At 66.7% G+C, this 26,963-nt stretch carries 22 protein-coding genes and 1 tRNA gene; 11 read left to right on the top strand and 12 right to left on the bottom strand.

What is annotated here, in order from left to right:
- Window positions 1-181: 181 nt before the first annotated feature.
- The 6 genes from typA (at window position 182) to ACZ5BM_RS09805 (ending at window position 7,636) form a co-directional block, all read left to right on the top strand.
- Window positions 182-2,008: a GTP-binding protein TypA/BipA gene (gene typA, locus ACZ5BM_RS09830; RefSeq protein WP_498907721.1), complete on the top strand. Its 1,827-nt coding sequence runs from the start codon at window positions 182-184 to the stop codon at window positions 2,006-2,008.
- 274 nt (window positions 2,009-2,282) lie between these two features.
- On the top strand, window positions 2,283-2,561 hold the full coding sequence (locus ACZ5BM_RS09825; RefSeq protein ID WP_498907720.1) for a hypothetical protein: 279 nt from the start codon (window positions 2,283-2,285) through the stop codon (window positions 2,559-2,561).
- A gap of 116 nt (window positions 2,562-2,677) precedes the next feature.
- On the top strand, window positions 2,678-3,952 hold the full coding sequence (locus ACZ5BM_RS09820) for an MFS transporter (RefSeq protein ID WP_498907719.1): 1,275 nt from the start codon (window positions 2,678-2,680) through the stop codon (window positions 3,950-3,952).
- A gap of 71 nt (window positions 3,953-4,023) precedes the next feature.
- Entirely contained in the window at window positions 4,024-5,442 is a 1,419-nt protein-coding gene (locus ACZ5BM_RS09815; RefSeq protein ID WP_498907718.1) for a protein adenylyltransferase SelO, read from the top strand.
- A complete protein-coding gene (locus tag ACZ5BM_RS09810; protein ID WP_498907717.1) occupies window positions 5,439-6,485 on the top strand; it encodes an enoyl-CoA hydratase/isomerase family protein in 1,047 nt (348 codons plus the stop codon). Before ACZ5BM_RS09815 ends, ACZ5BM_RS09810 begins: the two co-directional genes overlap by 4 nt.
- Before the next feature lie 293 nt (window positions 6,486-6,778).
- Window positions 6,779-7,636, top strand: coding sequence for a MurR/RpiR family transcriptional regulator (locus ACZ5BM_RS09805; RefSeq protein WP_498907716.1), 858 nt, complete (start codon window positions 6,779-6,781; stop codon window positions 7,634-7,636).
- A gap of 10 nt (window positions 7,637-7,646) precedes the next feature.
- Here the strand turns inward: ACZ5BM_RS09805 and ACZ5BM_RS09800 are convergent, their stop codons facing one another.
- From ACZ5BM_RS09800 to ACZ5BM_RS09780, 5 genes are read right to left on the bottom strand one after another with little or no spacing between them, the layout of a single operon-like run.
- Window positions 7,647-9,143 (bottom strand): CoA-acylating methylmalonate-semialdehyde dehydrogenase, encoded by a 1,497-nt coding sequence (locus tag ACZ5BM_RS09800; RefSeq protein WP_498907715.1) that lies wholly within the window; start codon window positions 9,141-9,143, stop codon window positions 7,647-7,649.
- 35 nt (window positions 9,144-9,178) lie between these two features.
- Complete coding sequence (iolB, locus tag ACZ5BM_RS09795; protein WP_498907714.1) at window positions 9,179-9,976, bottom strand: 5-deoxy-glucuronate isomerase; 798 nt, start codon at window positions 9,974-9,976, stop codon at window positions 9,179-9,181.
- Window positions 9,973-10,854 carry an IolE/MocC family protein gene (iolE, locus tag ACZ5BM_RS09790; RefSeq protein ID WP_498907713.1) on the bottom strand — a complete coding sequence of 294 codons (882 nt, stop codon included), beginning with the start codon at window positions 10,852-10,854 and terminating at the stop codon, window positions 9,973-9,975. The genes iolB and iolE overlap by 4 nt, the downstream gene beginning before the upstream one ends.
- A 30-nt stretch (window positions 10,855-10,884) precedes the next feature.
- On the bottom strand, window positions 10,885-12,744 hold the full coding sequence (gene iolD / locus ACZ5BM_RS09785; RefSeq protein ID WP_498907712.1) for a 3D-(3,5/4)-trihydroxycyclohexane-1,2-dione acylhydrolase (decyclizing): 1,860 nt from the start codon (window positions 12,742-12,744) through the stop codon (window positions 10,885-10,887).
- A gap of 22 nt (window positions 12,745-12,766) precedes the next feature.
- A complete protein-coding gene (locus ACZ5BM_RS09780) occupies window positions 12,767-14,716 on the bottom strand; it encodes a 5-dehydro-2-deoxygluconokinase (RefSeq protein ID WP_498907711.1) in 1,950 nt (649 codons plus the stop codon).
- A gap of 256 nt (window positions 14,717-14,972) precedes the next feature.
- Here ACZ5BM_RS09780 and ACZ5BM_RS09775 point away from each other — a divergent pair, with 256 nt between their 5' ends.
- From ACZ5BM_RS09775 to ACZ5BM_RS09755, 5 genes are read left to right on the top strand one after another with little or no spacing between them, the layout of a single operon-like run.
- Window positions 14,973-16,112 carry an ABC transporter permease gene (locus ACZ5BM_RS09775; RefSeq protein WP_498907710.1) on the top strand — a complete coding sequence of 380 codons (1,140 nt, stop codon included), beginning with the start codon at window positions 14,973-14,975 and terminating at the stop codon, window positions 16,110-16,112.
- Window positions 16,112-16,951: a sugar ABC transporter ATP-binding protein gene (locus ACZ5BM_RS09770; protein ID WP_498907709.1), complete on the top strand. Its 840-nt coding sequence runs from the start codon at window positions 16,112-16,114 to the stop codon at window positions 16,949-16,951. The genes ACZ5BM_RS09775 and ACZ5BM_RS09770 overlap by 1 nt, the downstream gene beginning before the upstream one ends.
- Window positions 16,951-17,763, top strand: coding sequence for a TIM barrel protein (locus ACZ5BM_RS09765; RefSeq protein ID WP_498907708.1), 813 nt, complete (start codon window positions 16,951-16,953; stop codon window positions 17,761-17,763). The genes ACZ5BM_RS09770 and ACZ5BM_RS09765 overlap by 1 nt, the downstream gene beginning before the upstream one ends.
- A gap of 31 nt (window positions 17,764-17,794) precedes the next feature.
- Window positions 17,795-18,787, top strand: a complete 993-nt coding sequence (iolG, locus tag ACZ5BM_RS09760) for an inositol 2-dehydrogenase (protein ID WP_498907707.1) — start codon at window positions 17,795-17,797, stop codon at window positions 18,785-18,787.
- Window positions 18,788-18,831: 44 nt separating this feature from the next.
- Entirely contained in the window at window positions 18,832-19,788 is a 957-nt protein-coding gene (locus ACZ5BM_RS09755; protein WP_498907706.1) for a type 1 periplasmic-binding domain-containing protein, read from the top strand.
- Between the two features lie 188 nt (window positions 19,789-19,976).
- Here ACZ5BM_RS09755 and ACZ5BM_RS09750 read toward each other — a convergent pair whose 3' ends face one another.
- The 7 genes from ACZ5BM_RS09750 to ACZ5BM_RS09720 all read right to left on the bottom strand — a co-directional run bounded on the left by ACZ5BM_RS09750 (window position 19,977) and on the right by ACZ5BM_RS09720 (window position 26,952).
- Window positions 19,977-21,134, bottom strand: coding sequence for a Gfo/Idh/MocA family protein (locus ACZ5BM_RS09750; RefSeq protein WP_498911568.1), 1,158 nt, complete (start codon window positions 21,132-21,134; stop codon window positions 19,977-19,979).
- A gap of 101 nt (window positions 21,135-21,235) precedes the next feature.
- The gene (locus ACZ5BM_RS09745) at window positions 21,236-22,105 is read right to left on the bottom strand and encodes a MurR/RpiR family transcriptional regulator (RefSeq protein ID WP_498907705.1); all 870 of its coding nucleotides are present in this window, start codon (window positions 22,103-22,105) and stop codon (window positions 21,236-21,238) included.
- Between the two features lie 335 nt (window positions 22,106-22,440).
- Window positions 22,441-23,694 (bottom strand): MFS transporter, encoded by a 1,254-nt coding sequence (locus ACZ5BM_RS09740; protein WP_498907704.1) that lies wholly within the window; start codon window positions 23,692-23,694, stop codon window positions 22,441-22,443.
- 2 nt (window positions 23,695-23,696) lie between these two features.
- Window positions 23,697-24,143, bottom strand: a complete 447-nt coding sequence (locus ACZ5BM_RS09735; protein WP_498907703.1) for a DMT family transporter — start codon at window positions 24,141-24,143, stop codon at window positions 23,697-23,699.
- A 13-nt stretch (window positions 24,144-24,156) separates the two neighbouring features.
- Complete coding sequence (locus tag ACZ5BM_RS09730; RefSeq protein ID WP_498907702.1) at window positions 24,157-25,404, bottom strand: arsenic transporter; 1,248 nt, start codon at window positions 25,402-25,404, stop codon at window positions 24,157-24,159.
- Window positions 25,401-26,519 (bottom strand): metallophosphoesterase family protein, encoded by a 1,119-nt coding sequence (locus tag ACZ5BM_RS09725; RefSeq protein WP_498907701.1) that lies wholly within the window; start codon window positions 26,517-26,519, stop codon window positions 25,401-25,403. The genes ACZ5BM_RS09730 and ACZ5BM_RS09725 overlap by 4 nt, the downstream gene beginning before the upstream one ends.
- Before the next feature lie 347 nt (window positions 26,520-26,866).
- Window positions 26,867-26,952: transfer RNA gene (locus ACZ5BM_RS09720), tRNA-Leu, on the bottom strand.
- Between the last annotated feature and the right edge of the window lie 11 nt (window positions 26,953-26,963).

Here is a 26,963-nt window from a genome sequence, read left to right as displayed (position 1 = left end):
CCTGCGGGATTTTAGGGCGTGCAATCGGAACGGCATCGCTCTATCTAGCCGCCCAGCATCTTCCCCGATCCGGGGCCAAGCGGGTGTGCCTGCGTCGTCGTCGTCCGCCCCCGAACGGGGGACGGGCGCCGCCGGTGCTCGCTCTGCCCGCTTCACACGCGACGTCGAGAGCCAGTTCCGCATGGATATTCGCAACATCGCCATCATCGCGCACGTCGATCATGGCAAGACCACCCTGGTGGACCAGCTGCTGAAGCAGTCCGGCTCGTTCCGCGAGAACCAGCAGGTGGCCGAGCGGGCCATGGACCGCAACGACCTCGAGCGCGAGCGCGGCATCACCATTCTCGCCAAATGCACCTCCGTGGTCTGGAAGGACACGCGGGTGAACATCATCGACACCCCGGGCCACGCCGATTTCGGTGGCGAGGTCGAGCGCATCCTGAACATGGTGGACGGCGCGATCGTGCTGGTGGACGCCGCCGAAGGCGCGCTGCCGCAGACCAAGTTCGTGCTGACCAAGGCGCTCGCGCGCGGCATCAAGCCGATCGTGGTGGTGAACAAGGTCGACCGTCAGGACGCGCGTCCGGACGAGGTCCACACCGAGATGTTCGACCTGTTCGCGGCGCTGGGCGCCAATGACGAGCAGCTCGACTTCCCCATGCTGTTCGCGTCGGGCCGTCAGGGCTGGGCCGATACCGAGCTGGACGGGCCGAAGAAGGACCTGGCGCCGCTCTACGATCTGGTGCTGAGCCACGTGCCGGCGCCCAACCTCGACAAGGAAGCGCCGTTCGCCATGGTCGCCTCCATTCTCGAGGCCGACAACTTCCTGGGCCGCGTGCTGACCGGCCGCGTCGAGCAGGGCCGCGCCCGCGTCAACATGCCGGTGAAGGTGCTCCGCGCCGACGGTTCCGTGGTGGAAACCGGCCGCCTCACCAAGCTGCTGAGCTTCCGCGGCCTGGAGCGGGTGCCGGTGGACGAGGTGGAAGCCGGCGACATCGTCGCGGTGGCCGGCCTGTCCGAGGCGACCATTCCGGAAACCATCTGCGCCCCGGAAGTGGCCGAGGCGCTGCCCGCCATCCCGGTCGATCCGCCGACCCTGACCATGACCTTCCGCCTGAACGACGGCCCGCTGGGCGGCCGCGAAGGCAAGAAGGTGACGTCGCGCCAGATCCGCGACCGCCTGTTCAAGGAAGTGGAAGGCAACGTCGCCATCCGCGTCAGCGAAAGCCCGGAATCGGAAGCGTTCGAGGTCGCCGGCCGCGGCGAATTGCAGCTCGGCGTGCTGATCGAGACCATGCGCCGCGAAAGCTTCGAGCTGACCATCGGCCGTCCCCGCGTGCTGACCCGCGAGAATCCGGAAACGGGCGAGCGCGAAGAGCCGTTCGAGGAAGTGCTGGTCGACGTGGACGAGCCCTATTCGGGCGTGGTCGTGGAGAAGCTGTCGCTCCGCAAGGGCATGATGCAGGACATGCGTCCGTCCGGCGGCGGCAAGGTCCGCCTGACGTTCATGATCCCGTCGCGCGGCCTGATCGGCTACCACAGCGAATTCCTCACCGACACGCGCGGCACCGGAATCATGAACCGCCTGTTCGCGGGCTATCAGCCCTGGGCCGGCTCCATCGCCGGACGCGTGAAGGGCTCGCTGATCTCCTCCGAGGACGGCGCTGCGGTGCAGTACTCGCTGTTCTCGCTTCAGGATCGCGGCGTGCTGTTCGTCGACCCGGGCGAGAAGGTCTATGTCGGGATGATCCTCGGCGAGCATTCGCGCGAGAACGACCTGGAAGTGAACCCGATCAAGGAAAAGAAGCTCACCAACATCCGCGCCGCCGGCAAGGACGAGGCGCTTCTGCTCACCCCGCCGCGCAAGATGAGCCTGGAACAGGCCATCGCCTATATCGAGGACGACGAGTTGGTGGAGGTGACCCCGTCGGCGGTGCGTATCCGCAAGCGCTACCTCGACCCGCATGAGCGCAAGAAGGCCGAGCGCAAGGGCGACAGCGCGGCCTGATCCGATCCGGGGCGTGGGATTTCGGTCCCACGCCCTTTTTCTTTGCGCTTTTTCTCGGTTAACTCACGGACCGCCATAAATCCGACATGATTTGTTACCGGTGTCGCTGAGGATTTCGTTGTAATTCGGGCGCTTTCGTAAGAAACTTATTCGGATTGTCGAACTTGCCCCGCGACGCGCCTGAAACGGCGTGTTATGGATTCAGGGCGCGGCGGTTCCGGTCTCCGGACACCGCCAGCACGTAACGGCCCCGTCCCTACCCGCGGAGACATCCATGACCTTCACCACCCGGTTCCTCGCCACCGTTTCGACCGTTGCCCTGATGGGCGCCGCCGTTCCGGCCTTCGCCCAGACCACGACCGCTCCGGCCAACACGATGGCTCCGGCCGCCGCTGCCCCGGCCGCTCCGGCCGCCGCCGCACCGACCACCACCACCGAGGCTCCGGCTGCTCCGGCCGACACGATGGCTCCGAAGAAGTCCTCGCACCACCACAGCAAGCACGCCCACCACGGCAAGAAGGCCGCCGCTTCCAGCGAAGCCGCGCCGCAGTAATCGTCCTTCCGGACGGCGCCAGTTTCTGGCGTGGGGTCGGGGGCGCTCGGGTCGGGAAACCGGCCCCGGCGCCCCCGATCGTTTTCAGGGTCCGCTTTTCCCGCTAGACCCGCCGCATGAGCACCGAGCCCACGCAGCGCCCGTCCGCCCGCATGCTGGGATCGATGGGAGCGCTCGGCTTCGCGTCCGGCTTGCCGCTCTACCTGACGTTTTTCACCCTCCAGCAATGGCTGGTCGAGAACCACGTCTCGCTCCGCGCCATCGGCGGCGCCGCGCTGGTCGGATTACCTTACATCGTAAAATTTATCTGGGCGCCGTTGCTGGACCGCATGGCGCCGGGCCCGCTGCGACAGCTCGGACGCCGGCGCGGCTGGATGCTGCCGATCCAGCTCTGCCTCACCGCCACCATCGTCCTGCTGTCGCGATACGACCCCAGAGTGGCGTTGCCCGGCATCTTCGCCACCGCCTGCCTGCTGGCCTTCCTGTCCGCCAGCCAGGACATCGTGATCGACGCCTGGCGCATCGAGAGCTTCCCCGGACCGCTCCAGGCCGCGGCGCTGGGCGCGTATAGCTGGGGCTATCGCATCGCCATGCTGTGTTCCGGCGCCGGCGCGATCTGGCTGGCAGCCAGGATCGGCTGGCCGCATTCGCTGCTGGCAATGGCGGCGCTCAGCCTCATCGGGCCGTGCATGGCGCTAGTGATCCGCGAACCGGCGGTACCGGGCGCGGAACAAAGCGGCGACGGCTGGCGCGCGGCGCTGCGGCATCGTGTGATCGACCCGTTCCGCGACCTGCTCGGCCGTCCGGATTCGGTGCTGGTGATCCTGTTCGTGCTGGTGGCCAATCTCGGCACGCAGCTCGCCGACACCATGGCCTATCCGTTCTACCATGCGCTCGGCTTCGCTCCGACCACCGTGGCCGCCGCCAACGGCGTGCCCGCTCTGGTCGCCGCCCTGGCCGGCGCCGCCGCCAGCGGTTTCCTGGTCGCCAGACTCGGCCTCGGACGGTCGCTGATCCTCACCGCCTGCGTGCAGATGGGTTCCATCCTTCTCTATGTGGCACTGGCCCGTTCCGGCCCGGTGCCGGCATTGCTTTTGGCCAAGGTGACGCTGGAAGGTTTCGCCGAGGTGATGGCGGCAACCACCTTCTCGACCTACCTGTCCCGCCTGTGCTCGCTGAACTACACCGCCACCCAGTTCGCGCTCTTGTCCTCTCTGGCGCCTGTGGCATGGCGCACGCTCGGCGGCACCACCGGGATCCTGGCGCAGTCCTTCGGCTGGACCGGCTTCTTTCTGTTCGGGGTCGCGGCCTGCCTGCCCGGCATTGCGATCATGCTGACGCTGCTCCGCCGCCATCCGGGCGGGTTGCCGCAACGCGCCGCGCCGGTTTGAACTGCGGCCCCGTTCCCCATATGCGGGGGCGGGCCGCCGCTCCGGCGATCCTGTCTGCGGGGTTCGCGTTCATGGCCAGCACACCCGGTTTCCGCCCCTCCACGACCCATGCGGCGCTGGGCGAACTGTTCTTCGATCCGGTGCAGCCGGCCGCGTTTCCCCGGCATGTCCTGCGCTATCGCCATCAGGCCGCTTCACGCGAGGTCGGGCTGGACAACTTGTCCGATGACGACTGGGTGCGCCATTTCGGCCGGTTCGAGCCGCTCCCCGGCTCGTTCGAGCAGCCCCTGGCGCTGCGCTATCACGGCCACCAGTTCCGCTCCTACAATCCCGATCTCGGTGACGGACGCGGCTTCCTGTTCGCGCAGCTGCACGATCTCCGTGACGGGCGCCTGCTCGATCTCGGCACCAAGGGCAGCGGCACCACACCCTGGTCGCGCAGCGGCGACGGCCGTCTGACGCTGAAAGGCGGCGTGCGCGAGGTTCTGGCCACCACGCTGTTGCAAGCGCTCGGGGTCGACACCTCGCGCTCGTTCTCCTTGATCGAGACCGGTGAACGGCTCGCCCGCAACGACGAACCGTCGCCGACGCGTTCCTCCGTTCTGGTGCGGCTCAGCCACTCGCATATCCGCATCGGCACCTTCCAGCGCTTGGCCTATCTCGGCGAGACCGAAGCGATCCGCCGCCTGATCGATCACGCCATCGCGCATTATCTGCCCGAAGCGGCGCGGGACACGGAAGCGGAGCGGGTTCCGGCCTTTCTCGACGCCGTCTGCGCCCGTGTCGCGGCCACCGGCGCGCACTGGATGGCGGCCGGCTTCGTGCACGGCGTCCTGAACACCGACAACATCAACATCACCGGCGAAAGCTTCGATTACGGCCCCTGGCGTTTCCTGCCGACCTACGATCCGGGCTTCACCGCCGCCTATTTCGACAGCTCCGGCCTCTACGCCTTCGGCCGCCAGCCGGATGCGCTGCTCTGGAACCTCGCCCGCCTCGCCGAATGCCTGCTGCCTTTCGCCGAACAGGACGTGCTGGAAGCGGTGCTGATGCGGTTCGGCGCGATGTTCCACGACGCCCTGTCGCGCGCGATGCTATGGCGGCTCGGTCGCGGCAGCGCGGGCGAAGAGGCGGACCGCGCCCTGACGCGTCAGATCTGGGAGGCGCTGCGCGACAGCGGCGCCGGGTTCGAACGGTTCTTCTTCGACTGGTTCGCCACCGTGCCGCCCGGCTACGAGGGCGAGGCCTGCGACACGCTCCGCCTCCTGCTGGCGGCGCATCCCGTCACCGGCACGCGCGACCACCCGTATTTCGCCGGCGACGCGCCCTGCACGCTGCTGATCGACGAGGTGGAGCGGATCTGGTCCGCCATCGCCGACGCCGACGACTGGTCGGTCTTCGAGACCAAACTGGCCGCCATCGAGACGATGGGCCACGCCCTGCGCGGCTCGCATAACCTGCCCGCCAACACAGAAGGAACCGCCCGATGAGCGAAGCCAGGGTCAAGACGCGGCGCGAGGGCCGGCTCGGACGCATCGTGCTCGATCGTCCGCAGGCGCTGAACGCGCTCAGCCTCGACATGATCGAGCTTCTCGACGCGGCGCTGATAAGCTGGCGCGACGATCCCGAGATCGCCTGCGTCCTGATCGAAGGCAACGGCCCGCGCGGCCTTTGCGCGGGTGGCGACGTCCGCGCCATGCGGCAGAACGTCCTGGACGGTGCGCCGGAGCGCACCGACGCCTATCTGGCGGCGGAATACCGCATGAACGCGCGGATCGAGTCGTTTCCGAAGCCCTATGTCGCCTTCATGGACGGCATCACCATGGGCGGCGGCGTCGGCGTGTCCGCGCATGGCTCGCACCGGATCGTCACCGAACGCACCAAGCTGGCGATGCCGGAGGTGCTGATCGGCTTCCTGCCGGATGTGGGCGGAACCTGGCTGTTGTCGCGCGCACCGAACGAGTTCGGCACCCATGCCGGACTCACCGGGGCCGGTCTCACCGCGCATGACGCGATCGTCTGCGGTCTGGCCGACGTGCATGTGCGCTCGGATCGTCTGCCCGCTCTGGCGGAAGCGCTGGAGACGGCGGCGGATGCGGACGCGATCCAGCGGCTGATCGCAGACCATGCCAGCCCGGCGGACCCTGTCGGCTTCACCATCGATGGCGGCTGGATCGCGCGCTGCTATGCCGGGGACGATCCGCAGACGATCCTGCACGCTCTGCGAACGGCCTCGGAACCGGCGGCGCAATCGGCGGCCGCGGCGATCGAGGCGGCGTGTCCGATGTCGGTTGCGGCGAGCCTGCGTGCGCTGCGCCTCGCACCGGCACTCGACGGCTTCCACGCGTGCCAGGAACTGGAGCAGCGCGTCGGCGAAGCGCTGCTGCGACGGGCCGACTTCGCCGAGGGCGTGCGCGCCGTGGTGGTGGACAAGGATCGCGCGCCGCGCTGGTCGCCCGGGACACTGGCCGACATCGCTCCGGCCGAGCTGGACGCGGTGTTCGCGCACGCCCCCCGTCCACGGACGCGCTGAACGACATGTGCGGCGTTCACCCGCATACGGATCATGCTGCACTGCGGAATCATGCAGTCCACGACTTCGTATTCCGCCGTTCTTCTCCGGCGGAACCGGAAACGGCCCTTTTCGACATGCACGCCAAGCAGGCTCGCCGGATATCACGCCATCGGAATCGTTCGTTACCATTCCGGTCGCAATAACAAACGCGTCCTGCCGAACACATCGCCCCGGATTCGCCTGGCCGCTATGGTCGCCATTCGGTTCCGGTTCTATGCTGAGGCCTGGAAACGTTTCCGATAGGCTTTTCCATGGACGACGATACGCCTCGCAGCGCGCCGCACGATTTCGCAGGCTTGCGTTCCATGATCGTCGAGCGTCGCGCGTCGCTGCCGAAAAGGCTTGTCCAGGTCGCTTCTTTCGCCATCGAACATCCGCAGGAGATCGCGTTCGGCCGCGTCGCCGACATCGCGGCCCAGGCCGGCGTGCAGCCGTCCACGCTGGTGCGGTTCGCGCAGAGTTTCGGCTATTCCGGGTTCTCCGAACTCCAGGCTGTGTTTCAGGACCATGCCCGCCAGCGCTGGCCCGATTACCGGGAGCGTCTGGAAACCCTCGGCGAATCCGGCGACAGCGAGACCGAAACCGCGTCGCCGCAGCGCCGTCTGCACGGCTTCGTGCGTGCGGCCCAGCAATCGATGCGGGAGCTCGAGCAAGGGATCGATCATCGCGCGCTGGACGATGCGGTCGCGATCCTGTCCAGCGCACGCTCGATCCATCTGCTCGCGATGCGACGGGTCTATCCGGTGACGCTGTATCTGCTCTACGCGTTGCAGCGTCTCGGCGTGCGCTGCGAGCTGGTGGACGATGCGGGCGGTCTCGGCCTGCGTCAGGTGGAGTTGCTGGAACCGGGCGACGTGATGCTCTGCATCACCTTCACGCCTTATGCGCCGGAGACCCTGGAAATCGCCACGGCGGCGGCCCGGCGCGGCGTGCGCATCGTCGGCATCACCGACAGCCCGTTCTCCCCGCTCACGCCGATCGCGGAAACCTGGCTGGAGGTCGCGGAAACCGACCATGCCGGGTTCCGCTCCCTGTCCGCCACCTTCGTCCTGGCGACGACCCTGGCCGTGTCCGTGGCCGAACGGCGCGCGATCGCACCGTCCGGCTGACGGATCTTCCTCAGCCCAGCGTCGGCATCTGGAATTCGGCACCGGATCGGATGCCGGTCGGCCAGCGCGCCGTCACCGCCTTGAGCTTGGTGTAGAAGCGGATTCCTTCCGGTCCGTGCATGTGGTGATCGCCGAACAGCGACGCCTTCCAGCCGCCGAAGGAATGGAACGCCATCGGCACCGGGATCGGCACGTTGATGCCGACCATGCCGGCCTGCACCCCATGCGCGAAGGCGCGCGCGCTGTCGCCGTCGCGGGTGAAGATCGCCGTGCCGTTGCCGAACTCGTGCTCGTTCACCAGGGTGAGGGCCGCATCGAAATCCGGCACGCGCACCACGCTCAGCACCGGTCCGAAGATCTCCTCGCGATAGATGCTCATCTCCGGCGTGACGTGGTCGAACAAGGTGCCGCCGATGAAGAACCCGTTCTCGTAGCCTTGCAGCTTCAGGCCGCGGCCATCGACCACCAGCGACGCGCCTTCGCGCACGCCCGCATCGATATAGGAGCTGACCTTGTCGCGATGCACGCCGGTCACCAGCGGGCCCATCTCGCTGCTCTTGTCGGTACCGACGCCGATCTGCAGCGTGCGCACGCGCGGCGCCAGCGCCTCCACCAGCCTGTCGGCCGCGTTGCCGACTGCGACCGCCACCGAGATCGCCATGCAGCGCTCGCCGGCCGAGCCGTACGCGGCGCCCATCAGCGCATCCACCGTCTTGTCCAGATCGCAATCCGGCATCACCACGGCATGGTTCTTGGCGCCCCCCAGCGCCTGAACGCGCTTGCCGTAGGCGATTCCGGTCTGGTGGATATAGCGCGCGATCGGCGTGGAGCCGACGAAGCTGACCGCCTCGATACCCGGATGCTCCAGGATCGCGTCCACCACCTGCTTGTCGCCCTGCACCACCTGGAACACGCCCCTGGGCAGCCCGGCTTCAGCCAGAAGCTCGGCCAGAACCAGCGACGCGGACGGATCGCGCTCGGACGGTTTCAGGATGAAACAGTTCCCGGCGACAAGCGCCATCGGCGCCATCCACAGAGGCACCATCACGGGGAAATTGAATGGCGTGATTCCTGCCACCACGCCGAGCGGCTGACGCACGGTGTAGGCGTCGATGTTGCGGCCAGCCTGTTCGGTGAAATCGCCTTTCAGCAGCTCGGGCGCGGCGGTGGCGTATTCCACAACCTCCATGCCGCGCGTCACCTCGCCCATGGCATCGCTCAAAACCTTGCCGTGTTCCGCGGTGACGATCGCGGCCAGGCGCTCCGCATGCTTTTCCAGCAGATCGCGAAAGCGGAACATCACGCGCGCCCGCACCAAAGGCGGTGTCGCGGCCCAGGCCGGAAACGCGCGCCGTGCGGCCCGGACCGCCGCATCCACATCCGCAACCGTGCCCTGCACCACCTGACGCGCCACCGAACCCAGAGCCGGATCGAACACGTCGGCGCGGCGCGCGCCGGTGCCGGACACGAGCACGCCGTCGATGGAATGCTGAACGAGGTCGAGCATGAAAGGAGACTCCGAAAACAGGACCAGGATCGCGTTCAGTAGGGCAGATGCGCCTGATCGGGATCCATGGTGAATTTCCACTGCCGGACGGGACCGGCCATGACGTTCAGATAATAAAGGTCGAAGCCGTGCGGCGCGCCGACAGGATGGTATCCCTTCGGCACCAGAACCACGTCCCGATCGGCCACCGCCATGGTCTCGTCCAGCGATCCGTCCTTGGTGTAGACACGCTGCAACGCGAAACCGGAGCCGCGCCTGAGGCGGTGATAATAGGTTTCCTCGAGATAGGTCTCGTTGGGCGCGTCGTCGGTATCGTGCTTGTGCGGCGGATAGCTCGACCAGTGACCGCCCGGCGTGACCACCTCGACCACCAGCAGCGTTTCCGCCTCTGCCGTATCGGGAAGGATGTTGCGGACGTAACGAAGATTGGTGCCGGTGCCGCGCACGATCTCGCCCACCGCGTCCGGCGGGATCAGGCGCGCCGGAAAGCGGCCCTTGGCCGGCGAGGAGCAGACCGCCAGCTCGACCGGCCCCTCCGCCTCGACTGAAACCGACAGACCCGGCGGCACATAGACCGAATACGGGCTGCCCTCGAACGGCGACGTCCGGCCGCCGATCAGGCCGTAATCCTCGTCGCCCGCCCGGACACGCGCCGAGCCGGTGACGAGCACCAGGCACAGCTCGCGGTCGCCTTCCTCGCGCTCGAACCGTGCACCGGGAGCGAGATCGATCGCTTCGAAGCCGACGAAGCGCCAGCCGGCGCTTGCGGGCGTGATGCGATGCACGACGCCGTCTGCGGCACCCTTGCGCGGGCGGACCAGAAGCCGGCTCATCGCAGCCCCGCCTCGGCCAGGAAACGGACCATGTTGCGATGGCCCAGCGTGGCGTATTCGAGCGGGTTGGCGACCGCCGGATCCTGTTCCGCTTCCACCACAACCCAGCCCTGGTAGCCGGGCAATTCGCGGAACACGGAAACGAAATCGATATGGCCGTCGCCCGGCACGGTGTAGACGCCGTTCAGCACGCTGCGAAGAAAGCTCCAGTCCTCGGCATCGGCTTTGGCGCGCGTCTCGGCACGGATATCCTTGCCGTGCACATGCGCGATCCGGGCGCGATGGCGTTTCGCCAGCACCGCCGGGTTCGAGCCTCCCCAGGTGGCGTGACCGGTATCGAGCAGCAGATGCACGGCAGGCCCGGTCTCGCGCATCAGCCGGTCGATCTCGGCCTCGGTCTGCACGATCGTGCCCATGTGGTGGTGATAGACCAGCGTCAGGTCTTGCCCGGCCAGCAACTCCGCGAACCGCGTGAGCCGCTCTGCGAACCGCGTCCAGTCGGCATCGGGCAGAACCGGTCGCGTCGAGAGCGGTGCGTCGATAGTGCCGTGGATGGTGTTGGAACATTCGCACACGATCATCACGCGGCTGCCGGCGCCACGCAGCAGGCGGATATGCGCCTGCGCCGCCTCGAACTCGGCCTCCGCATCGCGCTCCAGCAGCGCCGTGGAATACCAGCCGGACACGAACGCCAGATCGAACGGCTTCAGCGCCGCCAGGAGCGCATCGGGATCGCTGGGGAACTTGTTGCCCTTCTCCAGCCCGTCATAGCCGGCCTGTTTCGCTTCCGCGAGGCAGGTCTCGAGCGGCGTGTCGCCGCCCAGCTCCGGCATGTCGTCGTTGGACCAGGTGATCGGGTTGATGCCGATGCGGATCATGGAACCGTTCCTTCGCAGCGCCGCGTTGTCTCAATGACCAATGCGCTGATGCTTGCGCTTGGTGACGTAGCTGTCGTGCGCGTCCTGCACCGTGGGGCGCACGGAGACTTCCGGCACAGCGACATCCCACCATGCGCCGCCGACCGTCGTGGTGGCCATCGGATCGGTGTCGATCACGATCAGGCTGGTGCGGCCCGAGGCGCGGGCCCGCGCGATCGCGTCTTCCAGCGCCGTCGGATCGGCCACCTTCTCCGCCTGAGCGCCCATCGCACGCGCATGTGCTGCGAAATCGATGCTGGGATATTCGGCCTGATGCTGGCTGTCGCGCCAGAGATTGTTGAACGGCGCGCCGCCACAGGCCTGTTGCAGGCGGTTGATGCAGCCATAGCCGTTATTGTCGAGCAGGACGACGATGATCGGCAGGCCCAGCATCACCGCGCTTTGCAGTTCGCTGTTCATCATCATGTAGGAGCCATCGCCGACCATCACGATCACGGTGCGATCCGGCTCGGCCATCTTCACGCCGAGAGCGCCGGCGATCTCGTAGCCCATGCAGGAAAAGCCGTATTCCAGATGGTAGCCGCCGGCCTTTTCCGTCCGCCAATGCTTGTGCAGTTCCGCGGGCAATCCGCCGGCCGCGCACACCACCACGTCATCGGGCCGGCTCTGGCGCAGAACCGCGCCGATCACCTGCGCGTCGGACGGCTTCTCGTTGCTCTCCGGCGCGGGCAGGGCGGTAAAGGTTTCGGCCTGCTCTCGCCATTCGGCACGCGCGCGTTCGGCATCCTCGCGCCACGCCGCCGGCGCGCGCCAGTCGCCCAGAGCCGCGTCGAGCGCGCCGAGCCCGGCCAGAGCATCCGAGACCAGGGGCAGGGATTGGTGCTTGGCGGCATCGAACGCCTGCGCGTTCAGGCCGATGATCCGCATTTCGGGGTTCCGGAACAACGCCCAGGAGCCGGTGGTGAAATCCTGCAACTTGGTGCCGACGGCGAGGATCAGATCCGCCTCGGCGGCGAGCGTGTTGGAGGCGCTGCTGCCGCTGACGCCGATGCCGCCCATGTTCAACGGGTGGGAATCCGGGATCGCCGACTTCCCGCCCTGCGTCTCGCAGACCGGCACGTCGCGTTCGGCGCAGAACCGCGACAGCGCCTCGTGCGCGCCGGAGTAGAGCGCTCCGCCACCCGCGATCACCAGCGGCCGCTTCGCCGCACGCAGCGCCGACACCGCCTGCTCCAGCTCGTGCGCGTCCGGGGCCTGACGACGCAGGCGATGGATGCGCTCGACGAAAAAGCTTTCGGGATAATCGAACGCTTCCGCCTGCACGTCCTGGCACAAAGACAGCGTCACCGGGCCGCATTCGGCCGGATCGGTCAGCACGCTCATCGCGCGCTGGAACGCCGGAACCAACTGTTCCGGCCGGGTGATGCGGTCGAAATAGCGCGACACCGGGCGGAAGCAGTCGGAGGCGCTGGCGGTGCCGTCGCCCCAATCCTCCACCTGCTGCAACACAGGATCGGGCAGGCGATTGGCGAACACGTCGCCCGGCAACAACAGCACCGGCAAACGGTTCACATGCGCCACGCCCGCACCCGTCACCATGTTGAGCGCGCCCGGCCCGATCGACGAGGTGCAGGCCATGAAGCGGCGTCGGCGCATCGCCTTTGCGTAGGCCACGGCAGCATGGACCATGCCCTGCTCGTTATGGCCGCGAAAGGTCGGCAGTTGCTCGCGCACACCATGCAGCGCCTCGCCGAGCCCGGCCACGTTGCCATGACCGAAAATGCCCCAGACCCCGCCGAAGATCGGCAGGATCTCGCCGTCGATCTCGCAGCGTTGCGCGGCCATGGCGCGGACCAGCGCCTGGGCCATGGTGAGACGGATGGTGTTCATCGTGCCGATCTCCAACCCGCGCTCAGGCCGCGCGGCTTTCGCCGTGTCCGGCCGGGCGCACCCGTTCCCAGGCCGCCACCAGATCGGCGAAGCGGCTCGCCATGCGGTCCACCGCCTCGTCGTCGCCGATCCGCCCGGCCATCCAGTCATGTGCCGGCTCGATGAAGATGGTGCGTCCGATCGCGAAACCCTTCACCAGCGGGATCGTCGCCGCGGCGCCGAACGCCTCCACCAGCTCGGCGGCCGGTGCTTCCAGGCCCAGCATGACGATGCCGCGGCAGAGCGGATCGTTGCGCTCCACCACGGCGGCGGTGCGTTCCCAGGCGGCGCGGTCGCGCTGCGGTTCCAGCTTCCACCAGTCCGGCTTCAGCCCGATCGCGTAGAGCCGTTCCAGGATGTGGGCCACGGTGTCCGGCGCCAGCGGGCCGTGCTTGCCAGCGATGATCTCGATCAGGAGGTCGCGGTTGAGGCGGCGGCAGGCATCCTGCGCGCGCAGCATCTCGCGCTCCTGCTGCGCCCGCAGCGCCGCGTCGTCGTCCGGATGGTAGAAGCACAGACACTTGATGACATGGTCGGTCGGCCATTCCACCAGAGCCGCGCCGAGGCTGCCCGCGGCGGTGCCGTCCGGCCCGCTTTCGAACTCCAGAGGGCGCGATCCGGTGCGTTCCACCGGCCGCGCGGTCCAGAGTCCAGCATGGGAGGCGTCGAACAGCGCCTCGCGGCCATAGCGCCCGTCCAGGAACATGCCGAAGCCGGGCCGTCCCGCCGCGACACGCGAAGCGGCGCGCACGGCCAGCCGCTTGAAGGCCGGAATACGGTCGAACGACACGCCTTCCGCCCTGGCGACCGCTTCGAGCTGCATGCGGTGGTCGCAGGCCAGCGCCAGGATACGCTCCGGCGTGGGTGCGCGGGTGGCGGTGGCCCAATGCAGATGGTTCAGCGTGCTGTCATGGCGCAGCGCGCGCAGAGAGCTGCCATCGCGCAGAAAGAACTGCAGTTCGGCGAAGCTCGGAATTTCCGGCGAGCAGAGCAGGCGGGACACCGCGAAGGCGCCGCACGCATTGGCATAGGCGCAGCAGGTCTCCAGCGCCTCGTCGCGCAGCCAGCCGCGCAGGAAGCCGGACATGAAGGCGTCGCCGGCGCCGAGCGTGTTGTAGACCTCGACGGGGAAGCCGGGGCCGCTGACGCCATCCTCCAGCCGCTCCGGGATCGCGCCGGGAAACACCACGCAGCCCATCGGTCCGCGCTTGCAGACGATGGTGGCGTCCGGGGCCAGAGCGCGGATCGCGCGGATCGCGTCGAGCGTGTTCTCGGAACCGCCGGCGATGTGCAGCTCTTCCTCGGTGCCGACGATCAGGTCGCATTCCGGCAGGATTTCGGCCAGGCGCTGCGTCACCGTTTCGGAACGGATGTATCGGTTCTCGCCGTCGCCATGCCCGGACAGGCCCCAGAGATTGGGCCGGTAATCGACGTCGAACACGACGCGACCGCCGTTGGCACGCGCGATCCGCATCGCCTTGCGCTGGGCGGCGGCGCTGTGCGGGCGGGAGAAATGCGTGCCGGTGACGACGATCGAACGCGCCGAGGCGATGAACCGCTCGTCGATGTCGCTCTCGTCCAGCGCGCCATCGGCGCAATCGCTGCGATAGAAGATCAGCGGAAACGTGTCGCTGTCGCGCACGCCCAGGATCGCCAGCGCGGTCAGGCGCGCGGGGTCGGTGCGGATGCCATCGGTGGCGACTCCCTCGCAGGCCATGCGCTCGCGAATGAAACGGCCGAAATGCTCGTCGCCGACGCGGGTGACGATGCCCGAGCGCAGTCCCAGACGGGCCGTGCCGATGGCGATATTGGCTGGACAGCCGCCCACCGCCTTGGAGAACGACCCCATGTCTTCCAGCCGCGCGCCGACCTGTTGACCGTACAGGTCCACCGACGAGCGACCGATGGTGATCACGTCCAGCATCTGGCTCATGGTGTTCAGCCCTCCGTCGCAATCCAGATGCGACGTTCCATGATTGCGGTCAACATGGAATTGACGATCCATATATTTTTCTGCGTTGCACAATAAGCGGGTGCAACAGAAGGATATTTAGAACTTGCTTGACAGAAAATCCGGACGGTCGGAATAAGCGTTCCAACAAAGCGCCGAAAGCAAAACGGCCTGCTTGCAGGAGGACGTTGATGATCCGCCAAACGGACCAGGCTTCATGTTCCACGGACGCGCCGTCATGAGCGCCGCCCAACAGAACGGCGCCGCCACCATCGCGCCTCCGCCGGCCAAGGCGCCCGACGAGCGCCTGCGTCGCTCCTCCCCGTTCGCTTCGCTGCTGCGACGTCCCGAACTCGGCGCCATCGGCGGCCTGGTGCTAGTGCTGGTGTTTTTCGGCATGACCGCCAACAGCGCCATGTTCACGCTGAACGGGCTGATGACGGTGCTGAACCCGTCGGCGCAACTCGGCATCATGGGGGTGGCGGCGGCACTCCTGATGATCGGCGGCGAGTTCGATCTGTCGATCGGCTCCATGGTCGCCTTCGCCGGGCTGATCCTCGGCGTGCTGATGGTGCAGCTTCATCTGCCGCTGCTGGTGGCCGTGCTGGGCACGATGGTGGTCGCCGCACTGGTCGGCGCGGTGAACGGACAGCTCGTGATCCGCACGCGACTGCCTTCCTTCATCGTCACGCTCGCCTTCCTGTTCATTCTGCGCGGCCTTTCCCTGGTTGGGCTGAAGCTCGCCACCGGCGGCAGCACGCAGATGCGCGGCTTCCATCCTCTGGTGGAGGCGAGCAGCCTGGCGCCGTTCTTCTCCGGCAACGCCTTCGGCGGCGTGTTCCGCTTCCTGGCGGCCCACCACATCATCGAGAGCCTGCCGGACGGCAGCCCGGCCGCGGCGGGCGTGCCGATCGCCGTGGTGTGGTTCGTGCTGATCACCGCGCTGGCCACCTGGGTTCTGCTGCGCACCAAGCTCGGCAACTGGATCTTCGCCAGCGGCGGCGACGCCAATGCGGCGCGCAATTCCGGCGTGCCGGTGGATCTGGTGAAGACCGGACTGTTCATGGTCACCGCCTGCTCGGCGGCCCTGGTGGCGGTGCTGACCGTGTTCGATGCCGGCTCCACCGACGCCATGCGCGGCCTGCAGAAGGAATTCCAGGCGGTGATCGCGGCGGTGATCGGCGGATGCCTGCTGACCGGCGGCTACGGTTCGGCGATCGGCGCCTTCTTCGGCTCCATCATCTTCGGCATCGTGTCCATCGGTCTCACCTACACCTCCTTCGACAGCGACTGGTTCCAGGTGTTCCTGGGCGCGATGCTTCTGGTGGCGGTGATCTTCAACAACGGCCTGCGTCGCCGCGTGACGGGAGAACGCTGATGTCCGCCGCTCTCGACTCGTTCCCCGCGCACACCGCCCATCCGGCCACGATGCCGCGCACCGACACGCCGCTGATCGAAATCCGCGACGTACGCAAGGAGTTCGGCCATGTGATCGCGCTGGCCGGCGTCTCCCTGACCGTGCGGGCCGGCGAGGTTCTCTGCCTGCTGGGCGACAACGGCGCCGGCAAATCCACCCTGATCAAGACGCTGAGCGGCGTGCATCGCCCGACCAGCGGCAGCTTCATGGTGGAGGGAAAACCCGCCGCGTTCTCCGGTCCGCGCGATGCGCTGAACGCCGGCATCGCCACCGTGTTCCAGGATCTGGCGATGATCCCGCTGATGTCGGTGACACGCAATTTCTTCATGGGACGCGAGCCGACACGCGGCGTCTGGCCGTTCCAGCGCGTCGATTTCAAGCAATGCCGCGACGTCACCCATGCCGAGATGCGCCGTATCGGCATCGACGTGCGAGACCCGGATCAGGCGGTCGGCACGCTGTCGGGCGGCGAGCGGCAATGCGTCGCCATCGCCCGCGCGGTGTATTTCGGCGCCAAAGTGCTGATCCTCGACGAGCCCACCTCGGCCCTCGGCGTCGCGCAGACCTCGATGGTTCTGAAATACATCAATCTCGTGAAGAGCCGTGGCCTGGGCGTGATCTTCATCACCCACAATGTCCGCCACGCCTACGCGGTCGGCGACAGCTTCACGGTTCTCAATCGTGGACGCACACTCGGCACCTATCGCAAGGACGAGATCGCCATGGATGCGCTGCAAACGCTCATGGCCGGCGGCAAGGAGTTGCAGGACCTGTCCTCCGAACTCGGCGGCACCGTGTGATGCAAGCCCGCGCAGCCGCCCCGGCCTCGTTCCCGCTCGCGGCTTGCGCGGAAATGCTCTACCGCGATCTGCCGATGGTGGATCGCGTCCGCAAGCTCCATGCGCTCGGCTTCATGGTCGAGCTATGGGACTGGACACGGCACGATCTCGACGCGCTGCGCGAGACCGGCGCGGTTTTCTCCTCCATCACCGGTTCCGTGTCCGGCCGTCTGGGCGACGCAGACGGTGCTGCCGAACTCCTGCAGTCGGCGAAACGATCGATCGCGGCGGCGCAGCATCTCGGCGCGCCACGGCTCAATCTGCACGGCACCGCGCTCGGTCCCGACGGATTGCCGCTCCAGCCCTGTTCCGAGCCGACCGGCGCGATGTGGACCACCGCACGCGACACGCTCCGCCGTTTGGCAGATCTGGGCGCGGAACACGATGTGACGTTCGTGCTGGAAAACCTGAACGCCGTTGTCGATCATCCCGGCGTTCCGTTCGGCCGCGCCGCCGATTGCCTGGCGCTGGTGCGCGCCGTAGATCACCCGAATCTGGGTCTGATGCTTGATCTGTATCATGCGCAGATCGGCGAGGGGAATTTGACGAGCTTGCTGCAGGAGGCGTTGCCGTTCATCGGCGAGATCCAGGTCGCCGACGTCCCCGGACGCTGCGAACCCGGCACCGGCGAGATCAACTACCCGCATCTCGCCCGCGCGTTGCAGCGGCTCGGCTACACCGGACCGATCGGTCTGGAAGCCTTCGCTTCAGGTGACGAGATCCTGGCCCTGGCGCGATTCCGGGCCGCCTTCACTCTTCCGGATACGCAATGATTTGTGTATTCTTTCCTCAAGGACGGATTCCATGATCTCTGTCGCTTTGCTCGGCGCAGGCCGGATCGGCGCGCTGCACGGACGCAACATCGCAGCGAGCCGCAGAGCGCGCTTCGCCGCCATCGCCGACGCGATCCCGGCCGCCGCGGACTCGCTCGGCCGCGAACTGGACGTTCCCGTGCGCGACGTGGACGAGATCCTCGACGACCGCTCGATCCAGGCGGTGATGATCTGCTCGCCAACAGACACCCATGCAGAGCTGATCGAGCGCGCCGCCGCCGCCGGCAAGGCCGTGTTCTGTGAAAAGCCGGTCGACCTCAGCGCGGAACGCATCCGTGCCTGTCTGCGCAAGGTCGAAGCCAGCGGCGCCACGGTGATGATCGGCTTCAACCGCCGCTTCGATCCGCATTTCGCCGAGGTGCAGCAGCGCCTGCGCGACGGCGAGATCGGCGAGGTCGAACTCGTCACCATCCTGTCACGCGATCCCTCGCCGCCGCCGGTCTCCTATATCGAGCGTTCCGGCGGCCTCTTCCGCGACATGATGATCCACGATTTCGACATGGCGCGCTTCCTGCTCGGCGAGGAACCGGTGGAAGTACACGCGGTCGGCTCGGCCCTGGTCGATCCGGCGATCGGCGCCGCAGGGGACGTCGACACGGCGGCGGTGCTGCTGAAAACGGCGTCAGGCCGGATCTGCCAGATCTCCAACTCGCGCCGCGCCACCTACGGCTACGACCAGCGCATCGAAGTGCATGGCGCCAAGGGCATGCTGCGCGCGCAGAACCTGCACAGCTCTGCCGTGGAGCACGCCGATGGCGGCGGTTTCCGCAGCGCGCCGGTGATGGATTTCTTTCTGGAACGCTATACGCCGGCCTATCATCGCGAGCTGGATGCGTTCTTCGATTGCATCGAGAAAGGCACGACGCCGAACCCGAGCGGGGAAGACGGTCTGCGCGCGCAGATCCTGGCCGATGCCGCAACCAAGTCCGCACAAACCGGACAGGCGCAGCGCGTCGATCTCTGATCGCGAGCTGTAAACAACAAAGACAAAACAAAGGGAGTTCTTCGATGGCGTCCATTCGTTCCGGTCTGCTCGCGACCGCTTTCGCGGCCATGTTGCCCTTCGCCGCGGCCGGTTCCGCATCGGCGGCGGCCGACAAGCCGATCACCATCATCCTGGTGGATCACGGCCAGCCGTCCGATCCGTTCCACAACGTGATCAAGCATGGCGCGCAGGATGCGGCCAAGCAGATGGGCGTTCATCTCGAGATCCGTCAGCCCGACACGTTCGACATGACGCAGATGGCCAACCTGATCACCGCGGCCGCCAACCAGCATCCCGACGGTCTGGTGACCACCGTGCCGGACGCGGAAGCTCTGTCAGGCCCGATCCACAACGCGATCGCCCAGGGCATCACCGTGATCACCACCAACGGCTCGCCCGCCAGCGGCCACAAGGTCGGCGCCGTGCTCAATGTCGGTCAGGACGAGACCGCAGCCGGCATCGCCGCCGGCAAGGCGATGGCGGCTGCCGGCGGCAAGAAGGCGCTCTGCGTGAACCATGAGGTCGGCAACGTGTCGCTCGATCAGCGCTGCGCGGGTTTCGCGGAAGGCTTCGGCGGCTCCTCGCGCGTTCTGCCCACCGACACCGATCCGAGCGTCACCAAGTCCAAGATCGAAGCCGCCCTGCGCTCCGATCCGTCGATCGACTCGATCATCACCCTGAACGCCTCGCTCGCCGGCGAACCGGCGGTGCAGGCCGTTTCCGATCTCGGCCGCACCGGCAAGGTGAAAGTGGCGTCCTTCGATCTCTCGCCCGGCATGCTGCGCAATGTCGCCAATGGCTCGGCGCTGTTCGTGGTGGATCAGCAGCCCTACCTGCAAGGCTACCTGCCGGTGCTGTTCCTCGCCCAGCATGCGAAGTACGGCTTGATCCCGAGCGGCGACGTCGCCACCGGCCCGAACCTGATCACCAAGGCCGATGCGGCAAAGGTGATCGACCTGACCAGCCAGGCCATTCGCTGAACCCGGGGTCGCCGACCGATGGAGAGGCTCCGGGGCGATTGCTCCGGGGCCTTTTTTCGTTTCGGACTGCAGAAAGTCGTTCTTTCTTGAAAGAAAGAACCAAAGAACTTCTGTTCGTTTGGGTTTGTACCAAACAGACAGAAGTCTTTTTGCTTCTTTTTCTTCAGAAAAAGAAGACCATCCCCGTCTCAAGCATCCGCAATCTCGTCCATACGCACCCAACGCTCTTCCGCCGACGACAAACGCGCCGCTTCCGTGACCCGCAGCACGGACAACGCATCGCGGAACCCGGTCTCGGCGTCCCGTCCCGCCGCCATCGCGTCGAGCAGCTTCTTCGCCTCGATCGTCTTCAGATCGTTGAAGCCGATCTGATGGCCGCCGGCAGGGCAGAACGCGCCGTACTCGCCATGCGCCGGCCCGGCATTGATGGTGGTAAACCCTTTGCGCGCGCCGTCGCCGCCGACACGGTAATAGCGCAGCTCGTTGAAGCGCTCCTGCGTGAACACCAGCGCACCCTTGGTGCCGCTGATCTCGAAGGCGAGCTGCATGTCGCGCCCGCTGGCGAGCCAGGAATTCGAGACGATGGCGGTGAAGGGCCGGTCGCGGAAGCGAAGCAGCATCGAGGCCTGATCGTCCACATGCACGGGTGCGGAGCCGCCGCCCGGTAGAGGACGCGCGGTATGGATCGTATCCAGGCTGGCGAAGACGCGATCCACCTCGCCGAGAAGAAAGCGCGCCATGGCGACGGCATGGCTGCCGATATCCGCCAGGGCGCCGCCGGCCTCCTCCGGGCGGCAGCGCCAGGAGAACGGCGCCTCCGGATCGGCCATGAAATCCTCGGCATGGATTCCGCGATAGCCAGTGATCTCGCCGATCTCGCCGGAGCGGACGATCTCGCGCGCGACCTCGACCATCGGGTTCTTCAGATAGTTGAAGCCGACCATGGTGGACACGCCGGCCGCTTCTGCGGCGCGAGTCATGGCGATCGCCTCCTCCAGCGTGGCCGAGAGGGGCTTTTCGCACCAGACATGCTTGCCATGCCGGATCGCGGCCAGCGCCATCGGCGCGTGCAGGCGGTTCGGCGTGGTGATCGACACCACATCCACCGCCGGATCGGCTACGAGCGTCTCCCAATCGGCGGTGGCCCGCCGGAAGCCCAGGGCGAGGGCCGCACGTTCCGCCGAATCCTCCGTGCCGTCCGCCAGCATCTCCAGCACCGGTCGCCGTTCCAGGCCGAACGCCTGTGCCACGGCGCCGAAGGCGAAGGCATGCGCCCGCCCCATGAAGCCGCTGCCGATCAGTCCAACGCCCGGACCCGAACGCGCCCCTGTTTGCGGATCGACCATTCGCTTCACCCCCTGATTTCGTTTGGGTGAAGTCTAAAACATTCCATTCTACCAGAGAAGATGGAACTCACTTTCCATGTGGTCTGCGATTGGTCGCGTGCTCAGGCCGGGCTCGGCAGGCGACGGCGTTCCGCGAGGGCCACCATGATGGTAATCGCCAGGGTCATGCTGGCGGTCAGGGAGCGGAACCCGCCATGGTCGGTTTCCACCACTTCGAGCCAGAGCGACGCCAACTGCGCCAAAGGCGAGAAGGCGCTGTCGGTCAGCGCCAGAACCTCGGCTCCGCCACGCACGGCAGCCTCGCAGAGTTCGAGCGTCTCGCCGGCATAGGGGGTGAAGCTGATCGCCAGTACCACGTCGCCCGCGCCCAGAAGCTCCACCTGCCGGTGGCCGAGACCGCCGGCATTATCCACCATATCGCAGCGTAAACCGAGTTTCCGCAGGCCGTAGCAGAGATAAAGCGCCACCGGGTAGACGCGGCGCATGCCGACGATGCTGACCGAGCGCGCATGGGCCAGACGGTCCAGCACGGCATCCAGGACGGTGGGATCGACGGTCTGGCCGAGATGGTCGAGCGAGACCTGGCCCGCATGGATGAAGGCCTGCAAGCGCGCGGGAGAGCCGTCCGGCGCCTCCGTGTCGGCATCACCCAGCGCCTCCAGACGCTCGCGATAATCCGGCCAGCGCTGCCGTGCATGGGCGCGGAACACGGCCTGGAGGTCGGAAAAGCCGGAATAGCCCAGCGCCTGCGAGAAGCGCACCAGGGTGGAAGGCTGCACGCCGGCCTGGGTGGCGAGTTCGGCCACGCGCCCGAACGCGATCGCCTGCGGATTCTCGACGATGAAGTCCGCCGCCTGCACCAGACGCTTCGGCAGCTTCGGGCGTCGCGCGGCGATCAGCGTGCGCAGACTTTGGAAATCACGCGGAATGTCGCCGGCAGCAGAGTCGATCACCGTTTCTGTTTCGGACACGACGCGATCCATGACTTCGTCCCAGCCCGGACCCGATCAGCCCGCAGCGGACCGGGCGTTTCGCCGCTGCTCCCACCAGGAAGTCACGGTCGCACCCGTCCGGCAAGATGGAATGAACGTTTCAGGCACGATCTCTCGCGTTACGCGTGTTCGGTCTGCAGCCTGGCATCGGAGATGGATGAGAAAAGTGTTCTTTCTTGGAAGAAAGAACCAAAGAACTTTTGTCTGTTTGGCTCCGTGCAAACCAGCACATTCAGAACCAAACAAACAGAAGTCTTTTTGCTTCTTTTTCTTCAGAAAAAGAAGGTTTCTACTCTGCTAGGATATTTCAGCGATCAGGCGGCCACTGCCTCGCAGGTCGGCGCGTTCTTGCCATCCTTGCGCATCGTCTCCGGCATCAGGGTCACGAACAAGCCGAAGCCGATCGCGGCCGCGATTGCCAGGGCGAACCAGGCGGCCTCGTAGGACTGGAATCCGTCATGCACCAGCCCGGCCAGAAGCGGGCTGAGCGATGCGCCCACGCCCATGGTGGTGGCGACGAGACCCTGGGCCAGATTGAACCGGCCTGTGCCACGGGTAAGATCGGCGATCATCAGCGGCACGATCGCGCCGTAGATGCCGGCACCGATGCCGTCCAGGATCTGCACGCCGATCAGCCAGGGCGCCGCATGGCTAAAGGTGTAGAGCACGCCGCGGATGGGCAGGATCGCGAACCCGGCCAGGAAGATGCGTCGCCGGCCCCAGGAATCCGCCTTGCGGCCGCACAGGATCGCCAAAGGCAGCATCACGCCCTGCGCCGCGATGATGCAGATCGACATCATGCCATCGGCCAGTTGCTTGTGCGTCTCCGCCAGCTCCTGCCCGACTAGAGGCAGCATGGCGGCATTGGCGAGATGGAACATGAAGGCGCTGGCGCACAGAACCAGCAGCGGCCGGCACTTCAGAAGCTTGCCGATCCCTGTGGCGGTGTCGCTTTCCTCGCTTTCGCCGTCATCGTGATCCATGCCGCGCGCGCGGCGGTTGTCGACCGCATCGGCCGGGATCGACAGCGTGGCCAGAATGGCCAGCAGGCCGACGATCGGCACCAGAAGAAACACGGCCCGTTCGGAGATCAGCGTGCCGACGGCACCGACGGTCAGCGCGATGACGATGTTGCCGGCATGGTCGAAGGCGTTGTTGCGGCCGATGCGGCGGGCCAACATGCGGCGGGCGGTGAGGCCCAAAGTCAGGGCGGTCACGGCGGGCGCGAACACGTCGCTGACTACGCTCACCAGACCGTTCGCGATCACCACAGGCCAGAAGGACGCCGTCAGCCACATCACCAGCGACCCGGCGATCAGCACCGAGACGGCGCCGACGATCACGCCGCGCCGCGCGGTGGTGCGGTCGATCAGCGCACCGGCCGGCGTCTGCAGGATCACCCCCGCAATGCCGGTGATCGCCCCCATCACGCCAACCTCGCGCTGCGTCCAGCCATGGAAGCTGGTGAGATAGACGATCAGGAACGGCCCCAGCGCGCCGCGAACGTCGGCCAGGGTGAAATTCAGCGCGTCCAGCGACGCGGGGTGATAGCGCCGGCCGCTGGCCATGGTCAGAACCGGGCGATCAGGGTGACGCCGGCGATCATCAGCAAGGCCCCCACGGCGCGCCAGCCATTGAACGAATGCTGGGCCATATGGAACAGGCCGAAATGGTCGATCACCAGCGAGAACAGGATGTTGGCGGTGATGGTGACGCCATTGACCGGGCCTGCGCCGAGTTTCTGGATCAGCATCAACCCGGCGAACACCGCCACGGCGCCGACGATGCCGCCTAAGGGCGCCCACCACGGCATGCCCGCCGCATCGGCAGCTGTCGGCAGCGGTCGCGGCATGCAGGCGAACAAGGCGATCGCCAGGAACAGGACCAGGAGGAACGAAATCGCGGTGGCGAGATAGGGATTCACCAGCGACTTGTTCAGCGCACCGTTCATCGCGGCGCCCATCGCCTGCATCATGCCGGCGACGAAGATGAAGGGGAATGCCCAGGCTGCGTTCATGGGAACCGTCCTATCAACCGAGAAGGAGCCGGGCGCCCAGCGCCGCGGCCAGGGCGGTCGGCATCACCACGATGCCCACCAGAAGGAAGCGCCAGAAGCCGACATCCTCGCCTTCGCGGCGGATCGCCTGCAGCCACAGGATGGTGGCAAGCGAACCGGTCACGGACAGGTTGGGGCCGAGATCGACGCCGATCAGCAGCCCGTCCACCACCAGACTGGGCGGATGCGCCTGCTTCACCATCTCGGACGCCACGAGGCCGGCCGGCAGGTTGTTCACGAGGTTGGAGCCGAAGGCGAGCACGGTGCCGCTGACCGCCGCCGCCTCGTGCGGATCGGTCATGCTCTTCACCAGGGCGGCGAGTTGTCCGATCACGCCGGTCTGTTCCAGCGCTTCCACCAGAACGAACAATCCCGCGACCAGAGGCAGGACGCCCCAGGACACATCGCGCACCAGCTTCACCGGCGATGTTCTGGTGAACAGCGAAACACCCAGCGCCGTGGCGATACCGGCCAGAGCGGTCGGCAGCCCCAGCGGCAGATCCACCGCGGACATCACGATCAGCAGCATCGCCGTCAGCACGATACCGCCCAGCGCCAGCATGCCGCCCTTGCTCAGCGACTCGCTCTCGATGCTGGCGGTGCATGCGCCGGTCAGACGACGGCGCTCCATCAGCCACAGAAACAGCAAAGTCACTACGATCGAGGCGATGGCCGGCAGGCCGAACGAGGCCAGCCAGTGCCCGAGCGGCGGCATGTGGCCCCCGTACAGCACCAGATTGGCCGGGTTCGAGATCGGCAGAACGAAGGAGGCGGCGTTAGCGATCAGCGCACAGGCCAGCAGCAGTGGCAGAGGTTCGGCTTCCGCCTTGCGCGCCACGGCGAACACGGCCGGCGTCAGCACCACCGCAGTGGCATCGTTGGACAGAAACGTCGTGACAACGACGCCGACGCCATAGACCAGCAGGAAAAGGCGCGTGTTCGAGCCGCGCGCGCCGTTCACGGCCGTGGCGGCGACCCAGTCGAACACGCCGTTCGCCCGCGCTGTCTCGCTCAACAGCATCATGCCGGTCAGGAACAGATAAACGTCCGAACCCTTGAGCACGGCATGCCCGGCACTGCCGAGGCTGATCAGCCCGAACACCAGGAGAAGTACGGCGCCGGACACGGCCCAGATCCATTCCGGCCAGCGCATCGGGCGGCCGATCACGCCGGCCGTCGCCAGGCCGGAAATCGCCCAGATGGCGGTTGTTCCTGTTGTCACCAATCCCGTCCGTTGCTGTTGGGTCCAAGGCGCGTTCCGAGAAGACCGGCTTCCGGCCAGGCGCCGATCGTATGGCAGGTGTCGCCGGGCACCACGACTGGACGCCGCTTCGGCAGACGCTCCAGCGGCCGCACCAACACGTCGATCTTGTCGCCGGCCGCGCCGCTGGAAACGGTCAAACGGTGCAACCCGGGCGCGTCGATCCGCAGATCGGCCTGCCAGAGACCGTTCTCACCCCGTTGCATCGCGACACTGTCGCCGCCATCGACGGACAGTATGGGCACATGCTCGATGGGGCCGAAGCTGCGCACGACCACCGGAACCGGACCAGGACGCGGCACCTGGGTCGTCTCGGCCGGCCGCGTGACCATGCGCAGATCGGCCGGAGACACGATCTGCAGAGCCGGCCAGGGCGCACCCAGGGACCGGAAACGCCAGCTCGGCACGCCCTCATGCACACAGACCAGCGTATAACCCGGCTGGCCGTCGGCTTCCTCGATCTGGCCGGTGGAGCGCGTGGCGCCATAGACCACGCGACCGTCGTTCAACAGCTCGTTGTAGTGGGTGTGCCCGGTATCGACGAAGCGCACGTCGCCGTCGGCCAGCACACCGGCGACCTCCGCACCGTCGGCAGCCAGATCGCAGGGATAGGCATGCATGAACACGAGGGCGGTCTGCCCGGCCGCTTTCGCCGTCGTCAGCTCCTCGGCCAGACGCAGACGCTCGCCCATCGGCAAACGAAAATCCGGCCCGCCCGCACCCTCGGAGACGATGTCGAGGAAGATGCAGCGATGCCCGGCGAACACCTCCTGCTTCGGACGGTTCTCTTCCGCGATCGCCGTCTCGTACTGCGTGATCGAGCGTCCCTCGAAATCATGGTCGCCCGGAATGGTGCGCCAGGGCAGCGTCAGCGGTTGCAGCGCCTGCAGCATCGCCGCGTATTCGTCCGGATGTGCGTTGTTGGCGTTGTCTCCAGGCAGAAACACAAAATCGATCCCGTGGCCGATCGCGTTCGCTTCCGCAACGATCGATTCCAGACGGCGCAGACTTTGCCAGCCGTCCGCAGCTTCGAGATGCAGGTCACCGACATGCAACCAGGCGATCGTGCGGCTCACACCGGCCTCCCTCTTGCGCCTTGTTATTTCGTTACGAATGCGGACAAGCCACGTGAGAACGCACGACGCTGAAATAGTTTCTCAAACGTTTTGGGTACGTCACATGTCCGTTCTCGCCAGTGCAACCGATCATCAACTCGGTTGGAGACAACCGAAATTTCGATCTGGTCTTCATGGCCGTAATAACAGGCTACCTCTATACGCGACGATCCATCGAAAGAGTCGGCACGGCAACCCTCGTTTCTCCCCGGACAGTCGCGGAGGCGAGGCTTTTGCGAACGAGGATTGCGGATCGGCGCGGAGGCGATGACGTCACCCATCGGCCTGGCGTCGATCAAGGCCGGCACTGGTGCCCGCCGCCGGACTCGAACCGGCACGCCCATACGGACTGCGGATTTTAAGTCCGCTGCGTCTACCATTCCGCCAGGCGGGCACGCCGTCACT

This window comes from Lichenicola sp. GTC18331, assembly GCF_055386855.1.
The sequence above is the reverse complement of the archived record's forward strand: the minus strand, read 5'-3'. Positions and strand labels throughout refer to the sequence as shown.

Coding starts and splice junctions, on each gene's coding strand:
- typA (WP_498907721.1), top strand. CDS start 182: ATGGATATTCGCAACATCGCCATCATCGCGCACGTCGATCATGGCAAG.
- ACZ5BM_RS09825 (WP_498907720.1), top strand. CDS start 2,283: ATGACCTTCACCACCCGGTTCCTCGCCACCGTTTCGACCGTTGCCCTG.
- ACZ5BM_RS09820 (WP_498907719.1), top strand. CDS start 2,678: ATGAGCACCGAGCCCACGCAGCGCCCGTCCGCCCGCATGCTGGGATCG.
- ACZ5BM_RS09815 (WP_498907718.1), top strand. CDS start 4,024: ATGGCCAGCACACCCGGTTTCCGCCCCTCCACGACCCATGCGGCGCTG.
- ACZ5BM_RS09810 (WP_498907717.1), top strand. CDS start 5,439: ATGAGCGAAGCCAGGGTCAAGACGCGGCGCGAGGGCCGGCTCGGACGC.
- ACZ5BM_RS09805 (WP_498907716.1), top strand. CDS start 6,779: ATGGACGACGATACGCCTCGCAGCGCGCCGCACGATTTCGCAGGCTTG.
- ACZ5BM_RS09800 (WP_498907715.1), bottom strand. CDS start 9,143: ATGCTCGACCTCGTTCAGCATTCCATCGACGGCGTGCTCGTGTCCGGC.
- iolB (WP_498907714.1), bottom strand. CDS start 9,976: ATGAGCCGGCTTCTGGTCCGCCCGCGCAAGGGTGCCGCAGACGGCGTC.
- iolE (WP_498907713.1), bottom strand. CDS start 10,854: ATGATCCGCATCGGCATCAACCCGATCACCTGGTCCAACGACGACATG.
- iolD (WP_498907712.1), bottom strand. CDS start 12,744: ATGAACACCATCCGTCTCACCATGGCCCAGGCGCTGGTCCGCGCCATG.
- ACZ5BM_RS09780 (WP_498907711.1), bottom strand. CDS start 14,716: ATGAGCCAGATGCTGGACGTGATCACCATCGGTCGCTCGTCGGTGGAC.
- ACZ5BM_RS09775 (WP_498907710.1), top strand. CDS start 14,973: ATGAGCGCCGCCCAACAGAACGGCGCCGCCACCATCGCGCCTCCGCCG.
- ACZ5BM_RS09770 (WP_498907709.1), top strand. CDS start 16,112: ATGTCCGCCGCTCTCGACTCGTTCCCCGCGCACACCGCCCATCCGGCC.
- ACZ5BM_RS09765 (WP_498907708.1), top strand. CDS start 16,951: ATGCAAGCCCGCGCAGCCGCCCCGGCCTCGTTCCCGCTCGCGGCTTGC.
- iolG (WP_498907707.1), top strand. CDS start 17,795: ATGATCTCTGTCGCTTTGCTCGGCGCAGGCCGGATCGGCGCGCTGCAC.
- ACZ5BM_RS09755 (WP_498907706.1), top strand. CDS start 18,832: ATGGCGTCCATTCGTTCCGGTCTGCTCGCGACCGCTTTCGCGGCCATG.
- ACZ5BM_RS09750 (WP_498911568.1), bottom strand. CDS start 21,134: ATGGTCGATCCGCAAACAGGGGCGCGTTCGGGTCCGGGCGTTGGACTG.
- ACZ5BM_RS09740 (WP_498907704.1), bottom strand. CDS start 23,694: ATGGCCAGCGGCCGGCGCTATCACCCCGCGTCGCTGGACGCGCTGAAT.
- ACZ5BM_RS09735 (WP_498907703.1), bottom strand. CDS start 24,143: ATGAACGCAGCCTGGGCATTCCCCTTCATCTTCGTCGCCGGCATGATG.